At 59.8% G+C, this 22,766-nt stretch carries 21 protein-coding genes; 5 read left to right on the top strand and 16 right to left on the bottom strand.

Annotated features, from left to right (window positions below):
- Positions 1-8 precede the first annotated feature (8 nt).
- Positions 9-767 (bottom strand): flagellar motor protein PomA, encoded by a 759-nt coding sequence (gene pomA / locus ACY8FN_RS20295; protein ID WP_287977427.1) that lies wholly within the window; start codon positions 765-767, stop codon positions 9-11.
- Positions 768-976: 209 nt separating this feature from the next.
- Here pomA and xseB point away from each other — a divergent pair, with 209 nt between their 5' ends.
- The 3 genes from xseB to dxs are packed head-to-tail and all read left to right on the top strand — an operon-like array spanning position 977 to position 4,009.
- Entirely contained in the window at positions 977-1,228 is a 252-nt protein-coding gene (gene xseB, locus ACY8FN_RS20300) for an exodeoxyribonuclease VII small subunit (RefSeq protein ID WP_042018186.1), read from the top strand.
- Entirely contained in the window at positions 1,229-2,119 is an 891-nt protein-coding gene (gene ispA, locus ACY8FN_RS20305) for a (2E,6E)-farnesyl diphosphate synthase (protein ID WP_463101033.1), read from the top strand. It begins immediately after the preceding gene.
- A gap of 21 nt (positions 2,120-2,140) precedes the next feature.
- The gene (gene dxs, locus ACY8FN_RS20310; protein WP_463101034.1) at positions 2,141-4,009 is read left to right on the top strand and encodes a 1-deoxy-D-xylulose-5-phosphate synthase; all 1,869 of its coding nucleotides are present in this window, start codon (positions 2,141-2,143) and stop codon (positions 4,007-4,009) included.
- A 76-nt stretch (positions 4,010-4,085) separates the two neighbouring features.
- On the opposite strand, the gene ACY8FN_RS20315 is transcribed toward dxs, so the two are convergent.
- The 14 genes from ACY8FN_RS20315 to glyA form a co-directional block, all read right to left on the bottom strand.
- On the bottom strand, positions 4,086-5,027 hold the full coding sequence (locus tag ACY8FN_RS20315) for an ABC transporter permease (RefSeq protein WP_101321267.1): 942 nt from the start codon (positions 5,025-5,027) through the stop codon (positions 4,086-4,088).
- Positions 5,028-5,030: 3 nt separating this feature from the next.
- Entirely contained in the window at positions 5,031-6,005 is a 975-nt protein-coding gene (locus ACY8FN_RS20320; RefSeq protein WP_101347947.1) for an ABC transporter permease, read from the bottom strand.
- 98 nt (positions 6,006-6,103) lie between these two features.
- Positions 6,104-7,660, bottom strand: coding sequence for an ABC transporter substrate-binding protein (locus tag ACY8FN_RS20325; protein WP_101321271.1), 1,557 nt, complete (start codon positions 7,658-7,660; stop codon positions 6,104-6,106).
- A gap of 75 nt (positions 7,661-7,735) precedes the next feature.
- Entirely contained in the window at positions 7,736-9,460 is a 1,725-nt protein-coding gene (locus ACY8FN_RS20330; protein WP_139717188.1) for an ABC transporter ATP-binding protein, read from the bottom strand.
- A 512-nt stretch (positions 9,461-9,972) separates the two neighbouring features.
- Entirely contained in the window at positions 9,973-10,467 is a 495-nt protein-coding gene (locus tag ACY8FN_RS20335; protein WP_101321274.1) for a phosphatidylglycerophosphatase A family protein, read from the bottom strand.
- Positions 10,464-11,423, bottom strand: coding sequence for a thiamine-phosphate kinase (gene thiL, locus ACY8FN_RS20340; RefSeq protein ID WP_463101035.1), 960 nt, complete (start codon positions 11,421-11,423; stop codon positions 10,464-10,466). The genes ACY8FN_RS20335 and thiL overlap by 4 nt, the downstream gene beginning before the upstream one ends.
- Positions 11,424-11,480: 57 nt before the next feature.
- On the bottom strand, positions 11,481-11,894 hold the full coding sequence (nusB, locus tag ACY8FN_RS20345) for a transcription antitermination factor NusB (RefSeq protein ID WP_042018200.1): 414 nt from the start codon (positions 11,892-11,894) through the stop codon (positions 11,481-11,483).
- A gap of 14 nt (positions 11,895-11,908) precedes the next feature.
- A complete protein-coding gene (ribH, locus tag ACY8FN_RS20350; RefSeq protein ID WP_042018201.1) occupies positions 11,909-12,379 on the bottom strand; it encodes a 6,7-dimethyl-8-ribityllumazine synthase in 471 nt (156 codons plus the stop codon).
- Between the two features lie 203 nt (positions 12,380-12,582).
- Positions 12,583-13,692, bottom strand: coding sequence for a bifunctional 3,4-dihydroxy-2-butanone-4-phosphate synthase/GTP cyclohydrolase II (ribBA, locus tag ACY8FN_RS20355; RefSeq protein ID WP_101325697.1), 1,110 nt, complete (start codon positions 13,690-13,692; stop codon positions 12,583-12,585).
- A gap of 149 nt (positions 13,693-13,841) precedes the next feature.
- Positions 13,842-14,495, bottom strand: coding sequence for a riboflavin synthase (locus ACY8FN_RS20360; protein WP_463101036.1), 654 nt, complete (start codon positions 14,493-14,495; stop codon positions 13,842-13,844).
- A 55-nt stretch (positions 14,496-14,550) separates the two neighbouring features.
- The gene (gene ribD / locus ACY8FN_RS20365) at positions 14,551-15,660 is read right to left on the bottom strand and encodes a bifunctional diaminohydroxyphosphoribosylaminopyrimidine deaminase/5-amino-6-(5-phosphoribosylamino)uracil reductase RibD (protein WP_463101037.1); all 1,110 of its coding nucleotides are present in this window, start codon (positions 15,658-15,660) and stop codon (positions 14,551-14,553) included.
- A 105-nt stretch (positions 15,661-15,765) separates the two neighbouring features.
- Positions 15,766-16,215 (bottom strand): transcriptional regulator NrdR, encoded by a 450-nt coding sequence (gene nrdR / locus ACY8FN_RS20370; RefSeq protein WP_005338880.1) that lies wholly within the window; start codon positions 16,213-16,215, stop codon positions 15,766-15,768.
- A gap of 135 nt (positions 16,216-16,350) precedes the next feature.
- The gene (locus tag ACY8FN_RS20375; RefSeq protein ID WP_463101038.1) at positions 16,351-16,809 is read right to left on the bottom strand and encodes a hypothetical protein; all 459 of its coding nucleotides are present in this window, start codon (positions 16,807-16,809) and stop codon (positions 16,351-16,353) included.
- An 82-nt stretch (positions 16,810-16,891) separates the two neighbouring features.
- Positions 16,892-18,145 (bottom strand): serine hydroxymethyltransferase, encoded by a 1,254-nt coding sequence (gene glyA, locus ACY8FN_RS20380; RefSeq protein ID WP_068977825.1) that lies wholly within the window; start codon positions 18,143-18,145, stop codon positions 16,892-16,894.
- A 323-nt stretch (positions 18,146-18,468) separates the two neighbouring features.
- Here glyA and ACY8FN_RS20385 point away from each other — a divergent pair, with 323 nt between their 5' ends.
- Positions 18,469-18,753, top strand: a complete 285-nt coding sequence (locus tag ACY8FN_RS20385) for a hypothetical protein (RefSeq protein WP_101347952.1) — start codon at positions 18,469-18,471, stop codon at positions 18,751-18,753.
- A gap of 51 nt (positions 18,754-18,804) precedes the next feature.
- Here ACY8FN_RS20385 and torS read toward each other — a convergent pair whose 3' ends face one another.
- On the bottom strand, positions 18,805-21,636 hold the full coding sequence (gene torS / locus ACY8FN_RS20390) for a TMAO reductase system sensor histidine kinase/response regulator TorS (protein WP_463101039.1): 2,832 nt from the start codon (positions 21,634-21,636) through the stop codon (positions 18,805-18,807).
- A gap of 70 nt (positions 21,637-21,706) precedes the next feature.
- Between torS and torT the strand changes: the two genes are divergently transcribed.
- Positions 21,707-22,753, top strand: coding sequence for a TMAO reductase system periplasmic protein TorT (gene torT / locus ACY8FN_RS20395; protein ID WP_463101040.1), 1,047 nt, complete (start codon positions 21,707-21,709; stop codon positions 22,751-22,753).
- Positions 22,754-22,766: the final 13 nt, after the last annotated feature.

Below are 22,766 nucleotides of genomic sequence, written 5' to 3' on the forward strand. Positions count from 1 at the left end.
ACTGCCCCCTACTCGGTGCCGGTATTACGTTTGGATTGATTCAGATAGTTTTGCAACATCGACTGGATCACCCGCGGGTTCTGGCCATCCTGAATCCCCATAATGGCGTCCAGAATCAACGCTCGACACAGTTTTTCCTCGCCGCTACGCAGCTCCAGCTTGTCCGCGATGGGAATCGCGACCATGTTTGCCAAAATCGCACCATAAAGGGTGGTCAACAAGGCAACCGCCATCGCCGGGCCGATGGACTTGGGATCGCTCATGTTTGCCAGCATAGCCACCAGCCCCACCAGGGTACCTATCATCCCCATGGCTGGCCCCAAATCGGCCAAAGCACGAAAAACCTTGATGGCGGTGACATGACGCTCGGCAGTCAACTCGATATCTTTTTCCATCACACTGCGCACCACATCGGCATCGTGGCCATCCACCAGCATATCGATCCCTTTTTTCATGAAAGGGTTGGGGATCTCAGCCGCTTCCAGTGCCAGAAAGCCCCCTTTGCGAGCAGCATCAGCCAGTTCGACCGCCTTGGTAATTAAATCATCCAGCTTGTCGCCCTTGTACATAAAGGCTTTGCCGCCAACCTTGAATGCCATAAAGAACTGGCCAATGTTGAACTTCATCATGGCGATGAAGATTGAACCAAAAATGGTGATATAGACCGATGGCATATCCACATACATGCTCATGGGGCCGCCCAGCAGCATGCCGTAAACCACCACCCCGAAACCCAGCACTATCCCGATCAGACTGCCTAGATCCACGTTCCTACTCCTGTCACCCGTTCTTATGTCTATTATAGTCTGTTGAATTTTCTGCTATTGCGTCCCACGCAGCAAGCCTCAACCCACAGAGAATGATGGCTCATTATCGGCCAGTTTAGCGAGAGTTTGAGGGGCCAGTGCTTTTCTGCCTCCCCCCTGCGGACGGTCGATGTTAATATAAGCCGTTTTTTCAATCCCCGAGGATGGACATGGCCAGTAAAAAAATCGACCGTCTGAGTTTTGATGCCACTCTGGAAGAGCTGGAAACCATCGTTCATCAGCTGGAACAAGGTTCCCTACCCCTGGAAGAGGCGCTCAAACAGTTCGAGCAAGGAGTCCATCTGGTGCGGGCCGGTCAGCAGAAGCTGGAACTGGCCGAACAGAAGATCCAGATCCTGCTCAGCCAAGCCGATGGCAGTGATAAGCTTGCCCCCTTCCAGCCAGAACAAGGAGAGGAGTGAGTGGCGCTGGACCATTTTTCCCGTCTGCATCGTCAGCGTATTGACGACTGTCTGTCAGCACAACTTGAATCCTTGCCCGCCATGGCGCCGCGGCTGCGCGATGCCATGAGTTACGGCCTGCTGCTGGGCGGCAAGCGGGTTCGCCCGTTTCTCGTCTACGCGGTCGGCGAAATGCTTGGGGTAAAGAGCGATCTGCTGGATGGCCCCGCCGCTGCCGTGGAGTGCATCCACGCCTACTCCCTGCTGCACGATGACCTGCCCGCCATGGATGACGACGACCTGCGTCGCGGCCAGCCAACCGTCCACAAGGCGTTTGATGAAGGCACCGCCATTCTGGCCGGTGATGCGCTGCAGACCCTGGCGTTTTCCATTCTGGCCGACCACCCCATGCCAGATACATTGATGGCCAACCGGGTGCGGATGCTGAGTACCCTCGCCCACGCTTCGGGTTATCTCGGCATGTGTGGCGGTCAGGCGCTGGATCTGCAGGCCGAAGGGCGCCAGATCTCGCTGGCCGAACTGGAGCAGGTGCACCGCCACAAGACCGGCGCGCTGATTGAGTGCGCCGTGGCGCTCGGTGCCTTGTGCAAGGCTGATGTGGATGACGCTACCCTGGCCACGCTGCAAAGCTACGCCGCTGCCATCGGGCTGGCCTTTCAGGTGCAGGATGACATCCTCGATATCACCGGTGATACCGCCACCCTCGGCAAGCCGCAAGGTTCTGACCTGGCGCTGGAGAAAAGTACCTATCCGGCCCTGCTCGGTCTTGAAAATGCCCGTGAGCTGGCTCGCGAACTGCACGGCAAAGCCTTAACAGCCCTGCAATCCTTGCCCTACAATACCGACATTCTGGAAGCGTTTGCCGATTACATCATCGAGCGAACCCACTAAACGCTGGATAACAGTAACAATATGAGCGTTGATATTAGCAATTTCCCCAACCTGGCCCTGGCGGACACGCCAATCGAGCTGCGTTCCTTGCCCAAAGATCGGCTGCCGGCGCTGTGCAACGAGCTGCGCGAATATCTGCTGCGCTCGGTCAGCCGATCCAGCGGACACTTTGCCTCCGGTCTCGGCACGGTCGAACTGACCGTGGCGCTGCACTACGTCTATAACACGCCGTTTGATCGGTTGATCTGGGACGTGGGCCATCAGGCCTATCCCCACAAGATCCTGACCGGACGCCGTGACCGGATCCACACCATCCGTCAGAAGGATGGTCTGCACCCCTTCCCCTGGCGTGGCGAGAGCGAGTACGACGTACTCAGCGTCGGCCACTCCAGCACCTCCATCGGTGCGGCGCTCGGCATGGCGGTTGCCGCCGAGAGCGAAGGGCTGGGTCGCAAGGTGGTGGCGGTGATCGGGGATGGAGCCATTACTGCGGGGATGGCGTTTGAAGCGCTCAACCACGCCGGTGATGTGCACAAAGACATGCTGGTGATCCTCAACGACAACGAGATGTCCATCTCCGAGAATGTTGGCGCACTCAACAACCATCTGGCCCGGGTCATGTCCGGCAAGCTCTACACCACCATCCGCGAAGGCGGCAAGAAGGTGCTGGCGGGTCTGCCACCGGTCAAGGAGCTGGCCAAGCGGGCCGAAGAGCACCTCAAGGGGATGGTGGTGCCCGGCACCCTGTTCGAGGAGTTCGGCTTCAACTATATCGGCCCCATCGACGGTCACGATATCGAGGCGCTGGTCGAGACCCTGCGCAACATGCGCAACCTCAAGGGCCCGCAGCTGCTGCACGTCAAGACAAAGAAGGGCAAGGGTTACGAGCCGGCGGAGAAAGACCCCATCGGTTATCATGCTGTACCCAAGTTCAACCCGGATGAGTGCTCCCTGCCCAAGGCGAGCGGTGCCAAACCCACCTTCTCCGCCATCTTTGGCCAGTGGCTGTGCGACATGGCAGCCAAAGACGAGAAGCTGGTCGGGATCACCCCCGCCATGCGTGAAGGCTCCGGGCTGGTGAAATTCAGCCAGCAATATCCGGATCGCTACTTCGATGTGGCCATTGCCGAGCAGCATGCGGTCACTTTTGCCGCCGGTCTTGCCATCGCCGACAAGAAGCCGGTGGTCGCCATCTATTCCAGCTTCCTGCAGCGCGCCTACGATCAGGTGATCCACGATGTGGCGCTGCAAGGTCTGCCGGTGCTGTTCGCCATTGACCGGGCCGGTCTGGTGGGCGCTGATGGCCCGACCCATCAGGGGGCGTTTGATATCAGCTTCCTGCGCACCGTACCCAATATGGTGGTGATGACGCCGTCCGACGAGAACGAATGCCGTCAAATGCTCTATACCGGCTATCTCCATCAGGGCCCTGCCGCCGTGCGTTACCCCCGCGGCAGCAGCCTGAGTGATGCCCCTGTCTCGTCAGAGATGCAAGCGCTGGAACTCGGCAAAGGCCGCATAGTGCGAGAGGGTAAGGGCACCGCCATTCTGGCCTTTGGCACCCTGCTGCACGCTGCAAAAGCAGCTGCCGAGGCACTGGATGCCACTCTGGTGGACATGCGCTTCGTCAAGCCGATGGACGAGGCGCTGCTGCTGTCGTTGGCGGCAAGCCACGATCACTTCGTCACCCTCGAAGACAACGCCATCATGGGCGGCGCCGGTTCGGCGGTGAACGAGTTGCTGATGCGCAATAAACAGTGCAAGCCGGTGCTCAACCTCGGCCTGCCGGATCGCTTCGTGGAACAGGGCACCCAGCAGGAGATCTATACCCTGCTCGGTCTGGACGATGCTGGCATCCAGCGCAGCATCGAAAGCTGGCTGCAAGCCTGACCTGCTGCGAGTTAAAGAGTAAATAAGAGAAGGGCGCCTGATGGCGCCCTTCTTGTATCTTCACTTCTGACCCGAGTTAACCCTTGTAAATCTTCGGGTTAAACACATCCCGCAGCCAGTCGCCCAACAGGTTGATGACCAGCACCAGCACCACCAGACAGATCCCCGGGAAGGCGGTGATCCACCAGGAGCCGGAGAAGATGTAGTTAAAGCCGACGCTGATCAGCGACCCCAGTGACGGCTGGTCTACCGGCATCCCGAGACCGAGGAAGGAGAGTGCCGCCTCGCTCATGATGGCGTTGGCCACCTGCACGGTGGAGATCACCAGAATGGGCGACAGACAGTTCGGCAGAATATGGCGGAACATGATGCGCGGGGCACGAAATCCCATCACCTTGGCCGCTTCCACATACTCCTTCTTCTTCTCCGCTAGCACAGAGGCGCGCACGGTGCGGGCGTACTGTGGCCACTCGGCGACACCGATGATCACCACCAGCATCATAATGGCGAACTTCGAGTAGAACTCGGAGCCAAAGGTTGCCTGAAAGATGGCGGAGATGATGATCGCCACCATCATGGTGGAGAACGACAGCTGCACGTCGGCAAAGCGCATCAGCAGGTTGTCGATGCGACCGCCGAAGTAACCGGCGATCAGACCGATAACGATGCCGAGCACCAGCTGCAGCGCCACCGCAAACAGACCGATGGAGAGTGAAATACGGGCACCATAGAGGATGGTGCTCCAGATATCGCGGCCCTGGTTATCGGTACCAAGCCAGAAACGTGCATCGCCCCCTTCCAGCCAGGAGGGTGGCAGTTCGGCATCCATCAGATCAAAACTGGTCTGGTCATAGACGTTGTGCGGTGCCAGCCAGGGCGCCAGCAACGCCGCCAGCACAAACAGCACGAATATGGCAAAGCTGAACATGGCTACCTTGTCCCGCAGGAAGTAGTAGACGATGTCAGAATTCTTGAAGCGCGCCCAACGGCCTGGGCGTGCAGTTACAGCATTAGTCATCTGTTACCCCTTGGCGGTCAGGTTGACGGTAGGGTTGATAAACCCGTAGAGCAGGTCGACCAGCGTGTTGGTCACCACGAAAATCAGCCCCACGAAGATGACGTAGGCGGTGATCAGCGGAGTATCGACCCGGTGGATCGCCTCGAGGAACAGGAAACCGGTCCCCGGCCACTGGAACACGCTCTCGGTCAGGATGGTGTAAGCCACCATGGTGCCGATCTGCACCCCACCGACGGTGATCACCGGCAGCATGGTGTTTTTGAGGGCGTGGCTGTAGTAGACCTTGTTGTTGTCCAGCCCCTTGGCACGGGCGAACTTGACGTACTCGGAGGAGAGCTGCTCCAGCATCTCGGAGCGCACCAGCCGGATAAACAGCGGCAGCATGATGGAGGAGAGCGACACCGCAGGCAGGATCAGGTGCAAGATACCATCCCAGGTGAAGAAGCCCGACTCCCAGCCCAGCAGGTTATAAGTCTCGCCACGGCCATAGGCCGGCAGCCAACCCAGCTGGATGGAGAAGAGATACATCAGCATGATGGCGGTCAAAAACACCGGGATCGAGATGCCGATACTGCTCCCCGCCATGATGATCTTGGTGCCAATGCTGCGCGGGTGGATCGCCGAGTAAACACCGAGCGGAATGGATACCACTACTATGATCAACGCAGCGGCAAACACCAGCTCAAGGGTAGCCACCAGCTTGTCGAGGATCACCTCGAGAGCAGGTCGCTTGAAGAAATAGGAGGTGCCCAAATCCCCGTGCACCGCATTTTTCAAAAAGCGGCTGTATTTAATGAGGAAGGGATCATTGAGGCCCATCTTCTCACGCAACTCGTGACGCTGGGCTTCGGAGACCGATTGTCCCACCATCTCGCGCAACGGGTCACCCAGGTTGTCCTGGATGGAGAAGGCGACCAGGCTGATGACGAACATCACTATCACGGCCTGATAGAACCGTTTCAGCAGGAATGTAAACATGCTTGTCCTTCTACGTGGCCTGTGTCTTGGCACAGGCTTCTGTTAGTGGGCGGAATGGCCAGCTGACCACCCCGCCCGGTCCTTCCTTGGTGCTTCGCTTACTTGCCGACCACCAGGTCACCCAGGTAAGGGAAGTTCATCACGTTGACCACCGGCTTGATGTCGACGTTTTTCTTGGCGCCATAAGCCAGATCTTCCCAGTGCAACGGCACGTAGGCAGCATCTTCGATCACCATGGCTTCGACCTTCTTCAGCATCTCGGCACGCTTGGCCGGATCGGTCTCGGCATTGGCCTGCTCGATCAGCTTGTCAGCCTCGGCGTTGGCATAACCGGCGCAGTTGTACTGACCCATACCGGTCTTGGCATCCTTGGTGAAGGTCAGGAACTCGAAGAAGTTCGCGGTATCTTCGGTATCTGAGTGCCAGCCGATCATCTGCATGTCCGCGGCGCACTTGTCAAACTCCGGCCAGTACTGGGCCACCGGCATGGTCTTCAGATCCACTTTGATGTTGATCTTGGCCAGCATGGCGGAGACAGCTTGGGCAATCTTGACGTCGTTGACGTAGCGGGCAGCCGGGGCGATGAAGGTCATCTTGAAGCCTTTCTCGTAACCGGCCTCTTTCATCAGCTCCTTGGCCTTGGCCAGATCATACTGAGGCACCAGCGCCTCGTTGTGACCGGCATAGCCTTTCGGGCTCAGCTGACCTGCGGGAGTCCCGAAGCCCTTGTTGATCTTCTCGACGATACCCACCTGATTGATGGCGTAGTTGATCGCCTGACGCACCCGCTTGTCTTTCAGCGCCGGGTTGGTGTTCTGGTTCAGTTCGATGATGATGGCGCGGGTACCGGACAGGGTCACCAGCTGGGAATCCTTGCCATTCTTGACGCGCTCCAGATCGTTGGGGGCAACCGGATAGATCATGTCCACGTCGCCACCCAGCAGGGCTGCCACACGGGTCGCATCTTCCTTGATCGGCACTACGGTCAGGTTCTCGACGTTACCCTTGGAGGCTTTGTCCCAGTAGTTGGCGTTGCGGGCATAGTCCAGCTTCACACCCTGCTCGCGGAACTTGACGATAAACGGACCAGTACCAGACACGTTGGTTGAAGCATAGGAGTCGCCATTTTTGACGATCTCGGCCTTGTCTTTACCTGCTTCGGTCTTGCCGGTGTAGAACTTGGAGTCCATCGGGAAGATGTAGGTGACGGTCTGCAGCACCAGCGGGAACGGCTTGGCGGTGATCAGATCGACTGTGTAGTCATCGACCTTCTTCACTTCGCTGATCGGGTCGAAAATCGCCTTGAAGTCGACGGAGGATTTCAGGCGGTTGACGGTCCACACCACGTCGTCGGCGGTGAAGTCGTTGCCGGAGTGGAACTTGACCCCTTTGCGCAGGTGGAAGCGAACGGTCTTGTCATCGACACGCTCAAACTTCTCGGCCAGACGGGGCTCGAATTTCAGATCCTGGGTGTAACGCATCAGGGGATCGAATACCAGGTGCGACATCTCCAGAGTCTGACCGGAGAGCTGCTCCTGCGGATCCAGCGAAGTGGCGTCAGAGGCGACACCGACCTTGATATCAGCGGCTGAAACACTGAAGGCGAAACCGGCGGCAAACAGCGCCAGGGCAATTTTGGATAATCCTTTCTTCATCGTTTTCTCCATGCTTTTGGCTTTTTTATTAAATGACAAGGTACTTAACTCACCATCCGGCGAACCGGCGCGTTACTAGCTGGCGATTTCCAGCCCCTCACGGGACATGCCTTTAAATGCAGGCATGAGGGAGATCAGCTTGCGGCTGTACTCATGCTCGGCATTGGTAAAGAGTTTCTCGGTATCGGCCACTTCCACCAGATGGCCGTGTTGCATCACCCCGATGCGGTCGCACATCTGGCGGATCACCGGCAGATCGTGGCTGATGAACAGCATGGTGAGCTTGAGCTCCTGCTGCAGATCCTTGAGCAGGTTGAGGATCTGGGCCTGCACCGACACATCCAGCGCCGAGGTCGGCTCATCGCAGATCAGAAAGCGCGGACGAGTGGCCAAAGCGCGGGCAATGGAGATGCGCTGGCGCTGCCCGCCGGAGAACTCGTGGGGATACTTGACCCCGGCACCACGGCCAAGGCCGACGTGATCGAGCAGATCATTGACGATCCCCTCGATCTGGCTCTCGCTCTGGGCCAATTTGTGGAAGCGGATCGGCTCGGCAATGATGTCACGCACCTTCATCCGCGGGTTCATTGACGAATAGGGGTTCTGGAACACCATCTGCATCTGGCGACGCAGTGGGCGACGCTCACGCTCGCTCTTGAGGGCGGTCAAGTCGATCCCCTCAAAGAAGATCTGGCCGGTATCAGGCGGATAGAGGCCGGTGATGGCGCGGGCAATAGTCGATTTGCCGGAGCCCGACTCCCCCACCAGACCGAAGGTCTCCCCTTCGAAGATCTCGAAACTGATGTTGTTGCAGGCGCGCACATACTGGCGGCGGCTCGGGAAGATGGAGTCCTTGGTGACGAACTTCAGATCGACGTTCTCCACCCGCAGCAGCGCCCCTTCATAGGCACGCTCATCCTGACTCTGGCCGAGCCAGTGGGTCTTGAGGTCAATATTGGTATCCGGCGCACTGGCATCCTCGATATAGGAGACCAGCGGGAAACGCACCAGCTTGACGTCGGAGCGCGGCACCGCCGAGATCAGGCTGCGGGTATAAGGGTGATTGGGGTGACCCAATACCTGTTCGGTCAGGCCGAACTCAACCAGATCGCCGCGATACATCACCGCCACCTTGTCGGTGACGTTGGAGACCACACCCATGTCGTGAGTCACCAGCATGCAGCCCACCTGACGCTCTTTGCAGAGGTTGCGGATAAGCTGGAGGATCTGATCCTGAATGGAGACATCGAGGGCCGTGGTCGGCTCGTCGGCGATGATCAACTCAGGATCGCACGACAGGGCGATGGCGATGACCACCCGCTGGCGCATACCGCCGGAGAACTGGTGCGGATACTGCTTGATGCGCAGTTCCGGCTGCGGGATCCCCACCGCCCCCATCAGCTCCAGTGCCTTGGCAAAGGCTGCTTCGCGGGAGAGTTTGGTATTGGCCAGCATGGTCTCCACCAACTGCTGTTCAACGGTAAACAGCGGGTTGAGGGAGGTCATGGGATCTTGAAAGATAAATCCGATCCGGGAGCCACGAATGGCCCGCATCTCGTTCTGGCTCTTGCCGGAGATGAGCTCGCCATTGAGGTAGATATCGCCACGGGCAATGTGCCCGGGGGGACTGAGCAGATCGATGACGGCGTTGCCGATGGTGGACTTGCCGGCGCCGGATTCTCCGACTACCCCGACAATCTCACCCTTTTCGATGGAGAAAGAGAGATCCTTCACCGCGGCCAGCACCCCGTAGCGGGAGGGGTACTCGATCCGCAAGTTTTTCACTTCGAGCAAGGACATGTTTACCTCTGCGGGGGACATCCGTCCCAAATAATTCGTCCGTAAATCAGCCGCAGATGCCGGTTGTTACCTTGGGCAGTTGATATTGAGTGTTTATAGAATAAAAAACGCTCAATCCATGAGGCAGCGAAACCAGCGATCCGGGCGGGTTTTTTGCATTTTTTTGGAATAACCCGCGAGTAACTTAGACGGTTTAACCTCGGGTGTAAATGCTTGCGTTATACAATCCCGCAATGTTTTGTGCAGATAACCACCCGTTCAATAGCAACAAATGATGACTATCATCACAAAAATGGCCTGTCCGTCCGCATATCTATTGGTATCATTACTTTAATTTCAACAACAACGCAACAAGTAGCATTTATCACTATTTAAAACGCGAGTGCAGGTCCCGAATGAGTAGTGAATATTTATGTGAAATGGGTGATAAACGGCAGCATATGCCGGTGAATGAAAATTAAGCAGATATAAATCGGGGGATGCCAGAACGGTCATCCCCCGGAAGGCAGCATTCAGCCGAGCCAGAACGCCAGTAATTGCATACAAAACAGGGCGAACAGGCCAGCGATCAGATCGTCCAGCATAATGCCGAGGCCGCCGTGGATCCGGCGGTCAAACCAGCAGATGGGCCAGGGTTTGAGCACATCGAACAGCCGGAACAGCACGAAGCCGGCCAACACCCACTCCCAGCCAGCCGGGGCGGCAATCATGGTGACACCAAAACCGATCACCTCATCCCAGACGATGGCGCCATGATCTGCCATGCCGATGGCATCGGTGGCGCTCTGGCAGATACGGATCCCTACCACAAACCCCACCGCCAGCAAGGCGATAAACCAGTGGGTCGGCAGACCGCTCACCAGCAGGTAGAGGGGAATGGCCGCCAGGGTGCCCATGGTGCCGGGCGCCTTGGGGGAGAGGCCGGAGCCAAACCCCACCGCCAGCAAGTGGAGCGGGTTCTTCAGGTTCAGTCGTTTCAACTCGGGCTTTATCATAAAAAAGCTCATGCGAAGTGATCCCACCCTTTCAATTGCAGCTCCACCACTTGTTCGCCACGCAGATAATCGATACCCGGCTCACCCGCCAGGATGCGGCCGATGCGGGTGAACTTGACCCCGCTGTGGGCCAGCGCCGTATCCAGCGCACCGTGATGTTCCTGTGGCACGGTGAAGCAGAGCTCGTAGTCATCGCCACCGGCCAGCGCCAGTTGCCACGCTACCTGATCGCTCACTGCATCGCGCAGCACTGGCGAGAGCGGCAGCAGATCGAGATCGATCTGGGCCCGTACCCCGGAGGCCTTGAGAATATGACGAAGATCCGATGCAAGACCATCGGAGAGATCCAGCGCACTGCCCGCCAGCCCGCGCAGGGCCTGTCCAGCCAGAATGCGGGGATGAGGATGCTCGAGTCTGGGCAATACCGCAGCCAGCTGGTTCTCGTTGAGGGTGCGTTTGCCAAGCAGGTGAGAGAGTGCCAGCGCCGCATCCCCCAGAGTACCGGTCACATAGATGCCATCACCGGCTTTGGCACCGCTGCGCAGCAGGGCACGACCGGCAGGCACAGATCCCTTGACCGAGATGGTGATGGAGAGCGGCCCGCGGGTCATATCCCCCCCCACCAGCGCCACATTGTAGTACTCGGCCAGTTCGAGGAACCCTTCGGCAAAACCGGCAACCCAGCTCTCGTTGATGGCAGGCAAGGTCAACGCCAGCGACACCCAGCGCGGCTCGGCCCCCATCGCAGCGAGATCGGAGAGATTGACCGCCAGCGCCTTGTAGCCGAGATCCACCGGATCCATGTCGGGAAAGAAGTGTACGCCGCTCACCAGGGTGTCGGTGCTCACAGCCAGCTGGGTATCGGGCGGCAGGGTCAGCAAGGCACAGTCATCTCCAGGGCCCATCACCACGTCCTTGCGGGCGTGAGGAACCTTGAAGTACTTATCAATCAGCTCAAATTCACCCATACAGTAAAAAGCCAGCGGTTAGGCTGGCTCCTCTCTTAATGCTGACGGACAGCAGGATCAACGCTTGCTCAGCGTCTTGATCACTTTGTCCAATACACCGTTGACAAACTTGTGGCTGTCATCGGCAGCAAAGGCTTTGGCCAGCTCGATCGCTTCGTTGATCACCACACGGGGCGGCACATCATCACGGCGGGTCAGCTCATAGGTCGCCAGACGCAGGATCGCCTTGTCCACCATGTCCACTTCTTCCAGCGGACGGGAGAGGAAAGGTGCAAATACCTTATCCAGCTCGTTGCAGTGGAGGGCTACCCCAAACAGCAGATCGCGGAAATAGCTCAGGTCTACACCCTTGGTGTCCTGATCGATCTTGAACTGCTCTTCGATGTCACCCACGTTAGCCTTGGTCATCTGCCACTGGTAGATGGCCTGGGTGGCGCAATGGCGGGCTTTACGGCGCTCGGACGGTTTCAATGTACTTCTCCTCGTTACACGTCCAGTTCTTTCAGGACGTTGATCATTTCGAGCGCTGCCAGTGCAGCCTCTGCACCCTTGTTACCCGCCTTGGTACCTGCACGCTCGATGGCTTGTTCAATGTTTTCAGTGGTCAGCACGCCGAAGGCAACGGGAATTTCATACTCCATCATTACCTGAGCCATGCCCTTGCTGTTCTCGTTTGCCACCAGATCGAAGTGGTAGGTGCCGCCACGGATGACAGTACCGACCGCCACGATGGCGTCGTATTGACCACTCTTGGCCAACTTTTTGATGACCAATGGCATTTCCATCGCGCCCGGCACTTTTACCAGTGTCAGGTTGCTGTCCTGCACTTGACCTTGACGCTTCAGTACGTCCACCGCACCGTTCACCAGACTGTCGTTGATGAAGCTGTTGAAACGGGCAACAACAATAGCAACGCGCGCCTCAGGAGCGGCGATATTTCCTTCGATAACTTTCATTGGAAATCCTGTATCTGTGCAATCAAAAGAGCCGGAGTCAAAAGTGCGCACATTCTAGCACAACAGACCCACGACAAAAACCATGGCTGCAATAGACAGCCATGATCGCGATTTAACCAGTCCGGCGAGCTCACTCGCCGACTTATTCCACTACTTCCAGACCGAAACCGCCCGGAAGGGGATGGTACTTCTCTGGTAGAACTTTACTCGCTGACGTACTCAACCACTTCAAGACCGAAACCACCGAGGGCGTGGTACTTCTTCGGCGAGCTCAGCAAGCGCATCTTGCTCACGCCAAGGGCTTTGAGGATCTGGGAGCCCACGCCAACCCGGCGCGAGGTACCCTGCCACTTGGCCCCTTCCGGTGCCAGCCCCTTGTCGGCGGCTTCAAAGCCCTTGACCCGGGCCAGCAGTTCATCACCATGAGACTCGGCACCCAAAATCACCAGCACCCCACCCTCGCTGGCGATACGCGCCATGGATTTTGGCAGCGGCCAGCTGCGGGCAGCGTGGCGGTCGGTCAGCAACAGATCCCCCAACACATCGTGCAGGTGCACCCGCACCAGCGTCGGCTGGTCGGCCTGCACCTCACCCTTTTTCAGGGCGAAGTGAACCTGATTGTCGATGGTGTCGCGGAAGGTGATGAGGTCGAACTCGCCATATTCGGTAGGCAGCTTGCACTCGGCCACTTTCTCGACCGTGGTCTCATGCTGGTTGCGGTACTCGATAAGGTCGGCAATGGTGCCAAGCTTGATACCGTGTTGCTCGGCGAACACTTCCAGATCCGGACGGCGGGCCATGGAGCCATCTTCGTTGAGGATCTCGACGATGACGGAGGCCGCCTCGTAACCGGCCAGACGAGCCAGATCGCAGCCCGCCTCGGTGTGACCGGCACGGGTCAGCACGCCACCATCCTGCGCCATCAGCGGGAAAATGTGGCCCGGCTGTACCAGATCGGCCGCCTTGGCATTGGGCGCCACTGCAGCTTGCACGGTCACCGCGCGATCGGCAGCTGAGATACCGGTAGTCACCCCTTCGGCCGCTTCGATAGTCACGGTGAAGGCGGTAGAGAACTGGGCATTGTTGCGATCAACCATCAGCGGCAGCGCCAGCTGCTTGCAACGATCCTGAGTCAGGGTCAGACAGATGAGGCCACGGCCGTAGCGGGCCATGAAGTTGATATCCTCAGGACGGACGCAGGAGGCGGCCATGATGAGGTCACCTTCATTCTCCCTGTCTTCGTCATCCATCAGGATCACCATCTTGCCAGCCTTGATATCGGCAATGATTTCCTGGGTTGTGCTCAGCGCCATGGGTTACTCCATCAATGTGCTTGGGAATTGAGCCCGCAGGCTCAATAAAAATGCGAGTGTATGTTGCTCTAGATGGGGGCGCACGGCCCCATTTCAATCAGAGCGGGATCACAGAAAATCGTTTTGGTGGCCAGATTTAGCGCACACCGTTAGAGAAAACCGGCCTTGGCCAGGGTCGCCATGGTCAGGGTCGAAGCGCTGCTCTCCTGAGGTTTGCCCATCATCAGCCGCTCCAGATAGCGGGCGATCTGATCCACCTCCAGGTTGACCTTGTGGCCGGGCTTCCAGCTGGCGATGGTGGTCTCCTGTGCGGTGTGGGGCACGATCGTCAGGCGGAACAGATCCCCCTGCACGGCGTTGACGGTGAGGCTGATGCCATCCACCGCAATCGACCCCTTCTCGGCGATGTAACGGGAGAGCTCGCCCGGCGCCTTGATCCAGTACTCGATGGCGCGGCCGCTGCTGGAGACGCTTTTCACTTCCCCCACTCCATCCACATGGCCAGAGACCAGATGGCCACCGAGGCGGGAGGTCGGCATCAGCGCCTTCTCGAGGTTGACCCGATCGCCCACTCTGGCTGCGGCAAAGCCGCTGCGCGACAGGGTTTCCAGCGACACATCGGCGGTATAGCGCTGGTCGCCCAGCGCCACCACAGTGAGGCAGACGCCGTTGGTGGCGATGGAGTCACCCAGCTTGACGTCGCTAAAATCCAGATCCGGCGCATGGACGGTGAGGGCCATGTCGTCGCCCTGACGGCGCAGTTCGGCCAGGGTTCCCACCGCTTCGATAATTCCGGTAAACATGCAGATCACCTTGCTGATGACGGGGGCAGATACTGCCCCCTTTAACATTGATAAATCAGGCTATTTTGGCGGTAATGCGAATATCCAGCCCGACCATGCGCACATCCTTGATGTTGAGCTTGGGCGCCTGGAACAGTCGGCTCAGCCCGGGCAGATGGAACAGGCCGCGCCCCTCATCACCCATCAGTTTTGGTGCCTGATAGAGCACCAGCTCATCCACCAGTCCTTTATCCAGCAGCGCGCCGCACAGCCGTGGCCCCGCTTCAACCAGCACCGAGTTGATCTGCCGTTTAGCCAGCAGCATGAACAGGCTGACCAGATCCAGCTTGCCATCCAGCAGCGGCAGCTCCAACTGCTGCACCCACTCGGGCCACTCGCCGGATGCCTTGTGACGGGCCAGCAGCACCGGGCTTTCGCTCTGGAACAGCGGCAAGTCGGGGGTGAGCCGGTTTTGCGAATCGACGATGACCCGCAGCGGCTGGCGCAGGGTCTCTTTGGAATAGCTGGCCTTGACCGACGGGGGCAGCTCATCCCAACGCACAGTCAGGGAGGCGCCATCGGCCAGCACCGTCTCGGCGCTGGAGAGCACCGCATCGTGACGAGCCCGCAGCCGCTGCACGTCGCGGCGCGCATCGGGGGAGGTGATCCACTGACTCTCGCCGCTCGCCATGGCGGTGCGGCCATCGAGGCTGGCACCCAGCTTGATTGTGGTCCGTGGAAAAGCGGTTCGCATCCGCTTGAAAAAGCCCGGATTGAGCGCCTCGGCATCGCTGGCCAGCAGGCCAAAATCTGTCTTGATACCCGCCTCGGAGAGCATGCGCAGACCGCGCCCGGCCACCTCGGGATTGGGATCGACCATGGCCGCCACCACCCGGGCCACACCGGCTTTGATCAGCGCCTCGGCGCAGGGGGGAGTACGGCCATGGTGAGAGCAGGGTTCGAGGGTCACATAGGCGGTAGCGCCACAGGCATTGTCACCGGCGGCGCGCAGGGCATAGACCTCCGCATGGGGCTCGCCCGCCTTCTGATGCCACCCTTCGCCAACCACCACGCCATCTTTGACCAGCACGGCACCCACGCAGGGGTTGGGGGCTGTGGTGTAGCGGCCGCGGCGAGCCAACTCGAGGGCCCGACTCATCCATTGGTAATCATCTTGACTAAACATCAGGACTCCTGTCTTCAACAACACCCAAGCCGCATCCGATCACGTAACTGACTGCGTTACCGCGTCCGGTTACGCTTCGCTAATCGAACCTGCGTCCGGGAAGGTTCATTTTTCCAGCTTGGCGATCTCTTCACCAAACTCACGGATATCTTCGAAGCTGCGATAGACGGAGGCAAAGCGGATATAGGCCACCTTGTCCAGACTCTTGAGCTCATCCATCACCAGATTGCCCACCAGCTCGGAGGCGACTTCGCGCTCACCGGTGGCGCGCAGCCGGGATTTGATGTGGTTGACCGCCTTTTCGATGGCCTCCATGCTCACCGGTCGCTTCTCCAGCGCCCGCAGGATGCCGGCGCGCAGCTTGTCTTCGTTGAACGGCTCGCGGGAGCCATTGGACTTGATGACGCGGGGCATCACCAGTTCGGCCATCTCGAAGGTGGTGAAGCGCTCGTGACAAAGCAGACACTCACGACGGCGGCGCACCTGATGGCCTTCTGCCACCAGACGGGAATCGATCACCTTGGTATCAACCGCACTACAGAATGGGCAATGCATCGGACCTCCGGCGTTAATGGAACAGGTACCGGCCCGGCGGGCCAGGATCTAGGTCGGCCAGTGTAGCACGGCCATACAAGGGCGGTAAAAAGCGCAAAAGCGTGATTTTTCTGTCCGTTATCACCAAGGGGCAGCTCAGTCGTCGTAAGGCAGGCTATCGGGATCGCAACCCAGATAATCGGGGGCAGGATCGACCGTAAACTGCACCGCGTCGATATGGTCATGACCCAGCAGCAGTGCCTTGCCGATCCGGTGCATGCCATCCATCACCCGCCCTGCGCTGTCGAGAATGATCGGATAGGCGAGATCCGCCGCCATGATGAGTTGGCAATGCTCGACCACGCTGCGCACCGTGGGGCTGGCGCCGTCATGGCCGTACCAGTGCACCCGGTCAAGTTCAGCAATCCGGCCGAGGGCCACCGCCTGCAGCGGCAGGTCGCGGCTCAATCGCACCAGTCGGCGCACATCCCAGGCCTGCAGCCCCTGCTCGCTGGTACGAAAGTGATACTGGGCGCGGATCGCCAGCTTGAGCGCCGCCTCCCACACCTCATCACCCCTTTCATCGCACCTTTGTGCGTCGTTGTTCAGCGTCATCCGCCCTCACCTCTTGCCAAATGCCAGAAAAAACAATGCCACCCGAAGGTGGCATTGGTCTCAAACCGGATTAACGCCGTTATCAGGCATAAACCGGGAAGCGGCGGCAGATGTCCAGCACCTGCTCGCGTACGGTGGCCAGCACGGCATCGTTGTCGTGGTTGTCCAGTACATCGCAGATCCAGTTGGTCAGCTGGATGGACTCGGCTTCCTTGAAACCACGGCGGGTGATGGCCGGGGTACCGATCCGCACACCGGAGGTGACGAACGGGGAGCGCGGGTCGTTAGGCACCGAGTTCTTGTTGACGGTGATGTTGGCCTTGCCCAGCGCGGCATCAGCCTCTTTACCGGTCAGCTCGCGGCCAATCAAATCCACCAACATGAGATGGTTGTCGGTACCGCCGGAGACGATCTTGTAACCGCGCTCGATAAAGGTCGCAGCCATCGCCTTGGCGTTTTTCACTACCTGAGCCTGATAGGTCTTGAACTCGGGCTCCAGCGCCTCTTTGAAGGCAACGGCTTTACCAGCGATGACGTGCATCAGCGGGCCACCCTGACCACCCGGGAAGACGGCGGAGTTGAGCTTTTTGTAGAGCTCTTCGTCGTCAGCGGCGGAGAGGATCAGACCACCACGGGGACCGGCCAGGGTCTTGTGAGTGGTAGAGGTCACCACGTGGGCGTGGGGCACCGGGTTCGGGTAGACGCCTGCGGCAATCAGACCGGCTACGTGAGCCATGTCGACGAACAGGTAAGCACCGATTTTGTCAGCGATTTCACGCATACGGGCCCAGTCAACGATACCGGAGTAGGCGGAGAAGCCACCGATCATCATCTTCGGCTTGTGCTCAACGGCCAGACGCTCCATCTCGTCGTAGTCAATTTTGCCGGACTCATCGATACCGTAAGGGATGATGTTGTAAAGCTTGCCGGAGAAGTTGACCGGGGAGCCGTGAGTCAGGTGACCACCGTGGGCCAGGTTCATACCCAGCACGGTATCGCCCGGCTGCAGCAGAGCCATATAGACAGCGCTGTTGGCCTGGGAGCCGGAGTGCGGCTGCACGTTGGCGTAAGTGGCACCGAACAGCTCTTTGGCGCGCTCGATGGCCAGGGTTTCGACCACATCCACATACTCGCAACCACCGTAGTAGCGCTTGGCCGGATAGCCTTCAGCGTACTTGTTGGTCAACTGGGAGCCCTGGGCTTCCATGACACGGGGGCTGGTGTAGTTCTCAGACGCAATCAGCTCGATATGCTCTTCCTGACGACGGGTCTCGTCTGTGATGGCCTGCCACAGCTGGGGGTCATAGCTGGCGATGGTCATGTCACGTTTCAACATCCGTTTCTCTCCTGAAAATCGTTTGCGCGGTAGGTGTAATGGGCGTGGCATTGTAACGTGAGCTGGGTCAAAGAGACAGTCCAACAACCTAAAAAAATGTTGATTTTATGTTGTAAAAAACAAGATTTCCTCCCCGTTCAATACCCTGGCCGCTCCGCCAAAAGAGACATTTGTCATCCCGCTGTTGGGCGGGCAAAACCCGAAGGGGATCACAACGTCATGGTGATCCATCCTGTAACATATTCATTCGAAACAAATTTAATGATGATGGAGCTGATTGCCGCACCCGCCCGAAGGGCGGCATCTGACCGGAGGAACTCAAGATGGACCATCTGCTGACATTCGCGATCCTGGCTATTTTTTTTCTGTTTTACTGGGTCTACTACACCAGCCAGCGCAAACATATTGCCACCTGCCCGTGGGAGGATCTCCCCACCAAGGCACAATATCTGGCGGCCCACCCGGAGGCGGTCGATGGCGACATCATCTTCTGCCACCACTGCGGCCACCACGAGTTGCGGGAAGTGGGTCTGGTGCATCTGGCCGATTTTCGCCGTGAATGGGTCTGCGCCAAGTGCAAGCAGGTGCTGTTTCGCGAAATCGAATAACGGCGCAGGGACTGGCCACCACCTCTGAACGTTGTGCATAGCCAGCAGGGATCAAGACGGCGCATCCCTATTGGCCGCCAGCCACTGCTGTAACCCGCTCACCGCCGCTTCAAATTGCGGCCCGATTGCCGCAGGCTCCCCGCCTCCCGCCTCAAGGGCCGCACAGTGGCTGGCAAATTCGGTCAGCCCCAGCGCCAGGGCACTTCCCTTGAGCTTGTGCGCCAGCTGACGTTGCTCACTCACCTCCCCCTTGGCCAACTCGTCCACCAACACCCGCCCTTGCGACTCAAACAGCCCGACAAGCTGGCAGATCCGCGCCATGCCGAGCAGGGGCAGATCGGCATCCAGCACCGGATTGGCCCACTCGGGCCGATTAGCAGAGGCGGCAACAGATAACTGCGTGGGAGGCTCGATGGAGGTAACCTCCTGCCGAAACAGCCGCTCGATGGCGTTCGCCAGCACCGCCAGCCGCACCGGCTTGCCGACAAAATCGACAAAACCGGCGGCGAGGCAGTGGCGGATATCCTCCGGATACATCTGGGCCGAGATGGCGATGGCGGGCAACGGCCGCTCATGCATCTCCTCACTAATAGCGGCCAAATCCTCGCGCAGAGTCATGCCGTCCATATCGGGCAGGTTGATATCGAGCAACGCCAGTTCGAAGGGGCGCTCGGTCACCAGCGCCAGCGCACTGCGACCATCCTCGGCCAGAGTCACCCGATGGCCGAGGCGGGTCAGCATGCCGTGCGCCACCAGCCGGTTGATCTCGTTATCCTCCACCAGCAGGATGTCGCGAGACTGGCCAAGGTGCAGCGGCTGCGCCTCGGCGGGCAGTTGGGCGCTCGAGCGCTGCAACGGCAGGCTGAAGCTGAATTCACACCCCTTGCCCGGTTCGCTGGCAAGGATAAGCTCGCCCCCCATGGCGGCCACCAGCTTGCGGCTGATCGCCAACCCCAGCCCTGTCCCTCCCTGATGACCCACGTCCCGCGAGCGTTGGCGAAACGCCTCGAACACCGCCTCCTGCTCATCGGCCGGAATGCCGAGGCCAGTATCGCGCACCACGAAGCGGATGCAGGGCTCGGCGCAAGGGCCGTGACAAACAAGGGGCGCCACCGCCAGGGTAATCTGGCCGCGGGCGGTAAACTTGACCGCATTGCCGAGCAGATTGCCGAGCACCTGCCGCAGCTTGCCCAGATCCCCCTCGACCACTGGCGCCAGCTCGGGCGCATATTCCAGCGCCAAGGTCACCCCCTTGGTCGCCGCCCTTGGCCGGAACAACGCGCTGAGCTCATCCACCAGCTGGAACAGGGGGAAGGGCTCGCGGCGCGCCTCCACATGGCCCGCCTCTATCTTGGAGTAGTCGAGGATGTCGTTGAGGATCTCCAGCAGGGATTCGCCGCTGTGCTCGATGGCGGCCAGATAGCGCTGCTGGGTATCGCTCAGCCGGGTATCTTCCAGCAGCGTCAGGCCACCCAGAATGCCGTTCATAGGGGTGCGGATCTCGTGGCTCATGGTGGCGAGAAAAACCGACTTGGCGCGGTTGGCCTGCTCTGCCTCGTCACGGGCCTGTCGCTGCTTCTCCACCTCTTCATTGAGCCGCTCGTTGGCGTGGCTGAGCTGGCCGGTGCGCTCCTCGACCCGCGACTCCAGCTCGCGCTGATAGCGGCCCAACTCCACCGCATTGTCACGAAACACCTGCAGGGCCCGCCCCAGCTCCGCCAGCTCATCGCGCCCCGCATTGGCAATCGGGTCAAGGGGGGCCAAATCCCCGCGCGCCAAACGACTCATCCCCGCCACCGCCCGTTGCAGCGGCCAGACGATCCGGCCGTAGACCATACGCCACATCAGCAGCATCAGTAGTAGCAGGGTGAGCAGGCCAATGCCCATCAGCGCTTGCTCCAGCAGCCTGAGGCGCTGACTTAGCGCCTGCTGGCTCTGCCCCAGCGAATCGCGGGCACGGCTGACCAGCTCACCGACCTGCTGGTTGAGGCTGCTCATCAGGGCCTCATTGGCATTGGCCAGCACCCTCAGCGCCTCCCCCTTGCCGAGCCAGTCGCTGCGCAGTTGCACCAGCTTCTCACTCTGCGCCAGCACGGTCAGCGCCTGCTCCACCGCCTGACGGCGGGCCGGATCGGTCACCGCCCCGGCCCGCAGTTGCAAAATCGCCAGCTCCCGCAGCCCCTCCTGCAACAGCGTCTGCAATTGCCCCTGCTGTTCGCTGCGCCACATCTCCTCAATGCGCTGCTGCTGCATCAGGGTGCGGTGACGCAACTCGGTCATCTGCTCCAGCCAGTCGAGATCCTGCTCCAGCAGGCGGTCCAGCGTCCGGGTCGCCTGCGCACCTTGCTGTTGGTAGAGGGAACCCAATCCCGCCACCATCACGGTTTCGGCGTTCTCCATCTGGCTGCGCGCCAACTCGGCGATCTGCCCGGCAGCCGCCACCAGACGGGCCCGCTGCGCCTCACCCTGTGCCATCAGGGTCAACCGTTCCCCCACCAGCCAGCCCTGCTGACCCAGATTGCCGATGATGCTCTGGCTGAGCTGATCGAGGGTGGCCGGGCCCTGCGGCTGGCCACCACGGCCAAGTTGCGCCAGCACCTGTTGCAGCTGTTGTCCCTGCAAGGTGAGCAAACGTCCCTGATGCTCCCGCTCCTGCTCGCTGGTCGCGGTGGCCAGCAGCCGTGACGCGCTCTGGATCTCGCCGCTGAGGCGAGAGAGTGTGCGTGCCAGCTCCTGATCGGCCAGAGTCTGCTGTACCCCTTGTTCCAGCTGGCGCAGATGGCTAAGCCCTACCCAGCCCAGCAGGGAGGCACTCAGTGTGAGTAATGCCATCAGGGAGAAGGCCAGCAGCAACTTGCCACCCAGGCCGGAAAAGATTCTCACGGGAAGTCCCTTGGTTGTGGTCGGCTTTGACCGGATAATATGGCCCAACACTTTAACAAAACCCCTGACTATGCGAAGCGTCTATCTCTCCCCGTTGTTGCTGATCTGGTTGCTAATGCTTCCCCGCGCCGCCCTCGCCTTTGCGGTCGATATCTGGCGAGGCGGCGAATTCAGCGGCCAGCCGGTACGCCAGCAGTGGCCGGAACCCACCGCCGCAACCAAACCGCTGACCCTCTGTGCCCTCTACCCCCATCTGCGCGACGCCTACTGGCTGTCGGTCAATCAGGGCATGGTGGACGAGGCGAAGCGGCTGGGAGTCAAGTTGCAGATCCACGAAGCGGGGGGCTACGGCGCCCTCGCCGAGCAGCGCCAGCAGTTGCAGCGATGCGCGCAGGAAGGGAGCGACGCCATCTTGCTCGGCGCCGTGAGCTATCAGGGCTTGCACGAGGCCATCAAGGTCACGCCGCTGCCGGTCTTTGGTCTGGTCAACGATCTGCCCAGCGGTCTGGTGCAGGCCAAGGTGGGAGTCTCCTGGTACCAGATGGGCTGGCAGATTGGCCACTGGCTGGCGCAGCGCCACCCCGCCGGCAGCAAACAGGTCTCGGTCGCCCTCTTCCCCGGCCCGCAAGCGAGCGGCGGCAACAACTTCGTGGAACCGGGCTTTGCCGACGCCATCAAGGGGAGCGCCATCGAGCTGGTCACTACCGAGCGCGGCGACAACAGCCGGGAAATCCAGCGTACCCTGGTGCAGCAGACCCTGGCCCGCTATCCAGCGCTCGACTATCTGGTGGGAGGCGCTATCGCCGCCGAAGTGGCGGTCAACGAGCTGGCGCAGCGCCATCTCGACAGGCCCCAAGTGCTGAGCACCTACTTCAGCCACGGCGTACAGCGCGGCCTGCGCCGGGGCAAGATCCTGGCCGCCAACAGCGATCAGATGCGGCTGCAGGGGCGCCTTGCGGTGGCTCAGGCGGTCTGCCTGCTGCAACACCCGGATGCCAGTGCCGAGCAGTGCCCGCGGGTGATGGGGCCACCCATTCTGACCCTCTCTGCACCGCTGGCCGACCCCGTCGATTCCCTCTCGGATGGCGCTTTTCGTCCCGTCTATCGGGTCGAATAGCCGTCCCAAATCC

Source organism: Aeromonas sp. 160P (genome assembly GCF_055193095.1).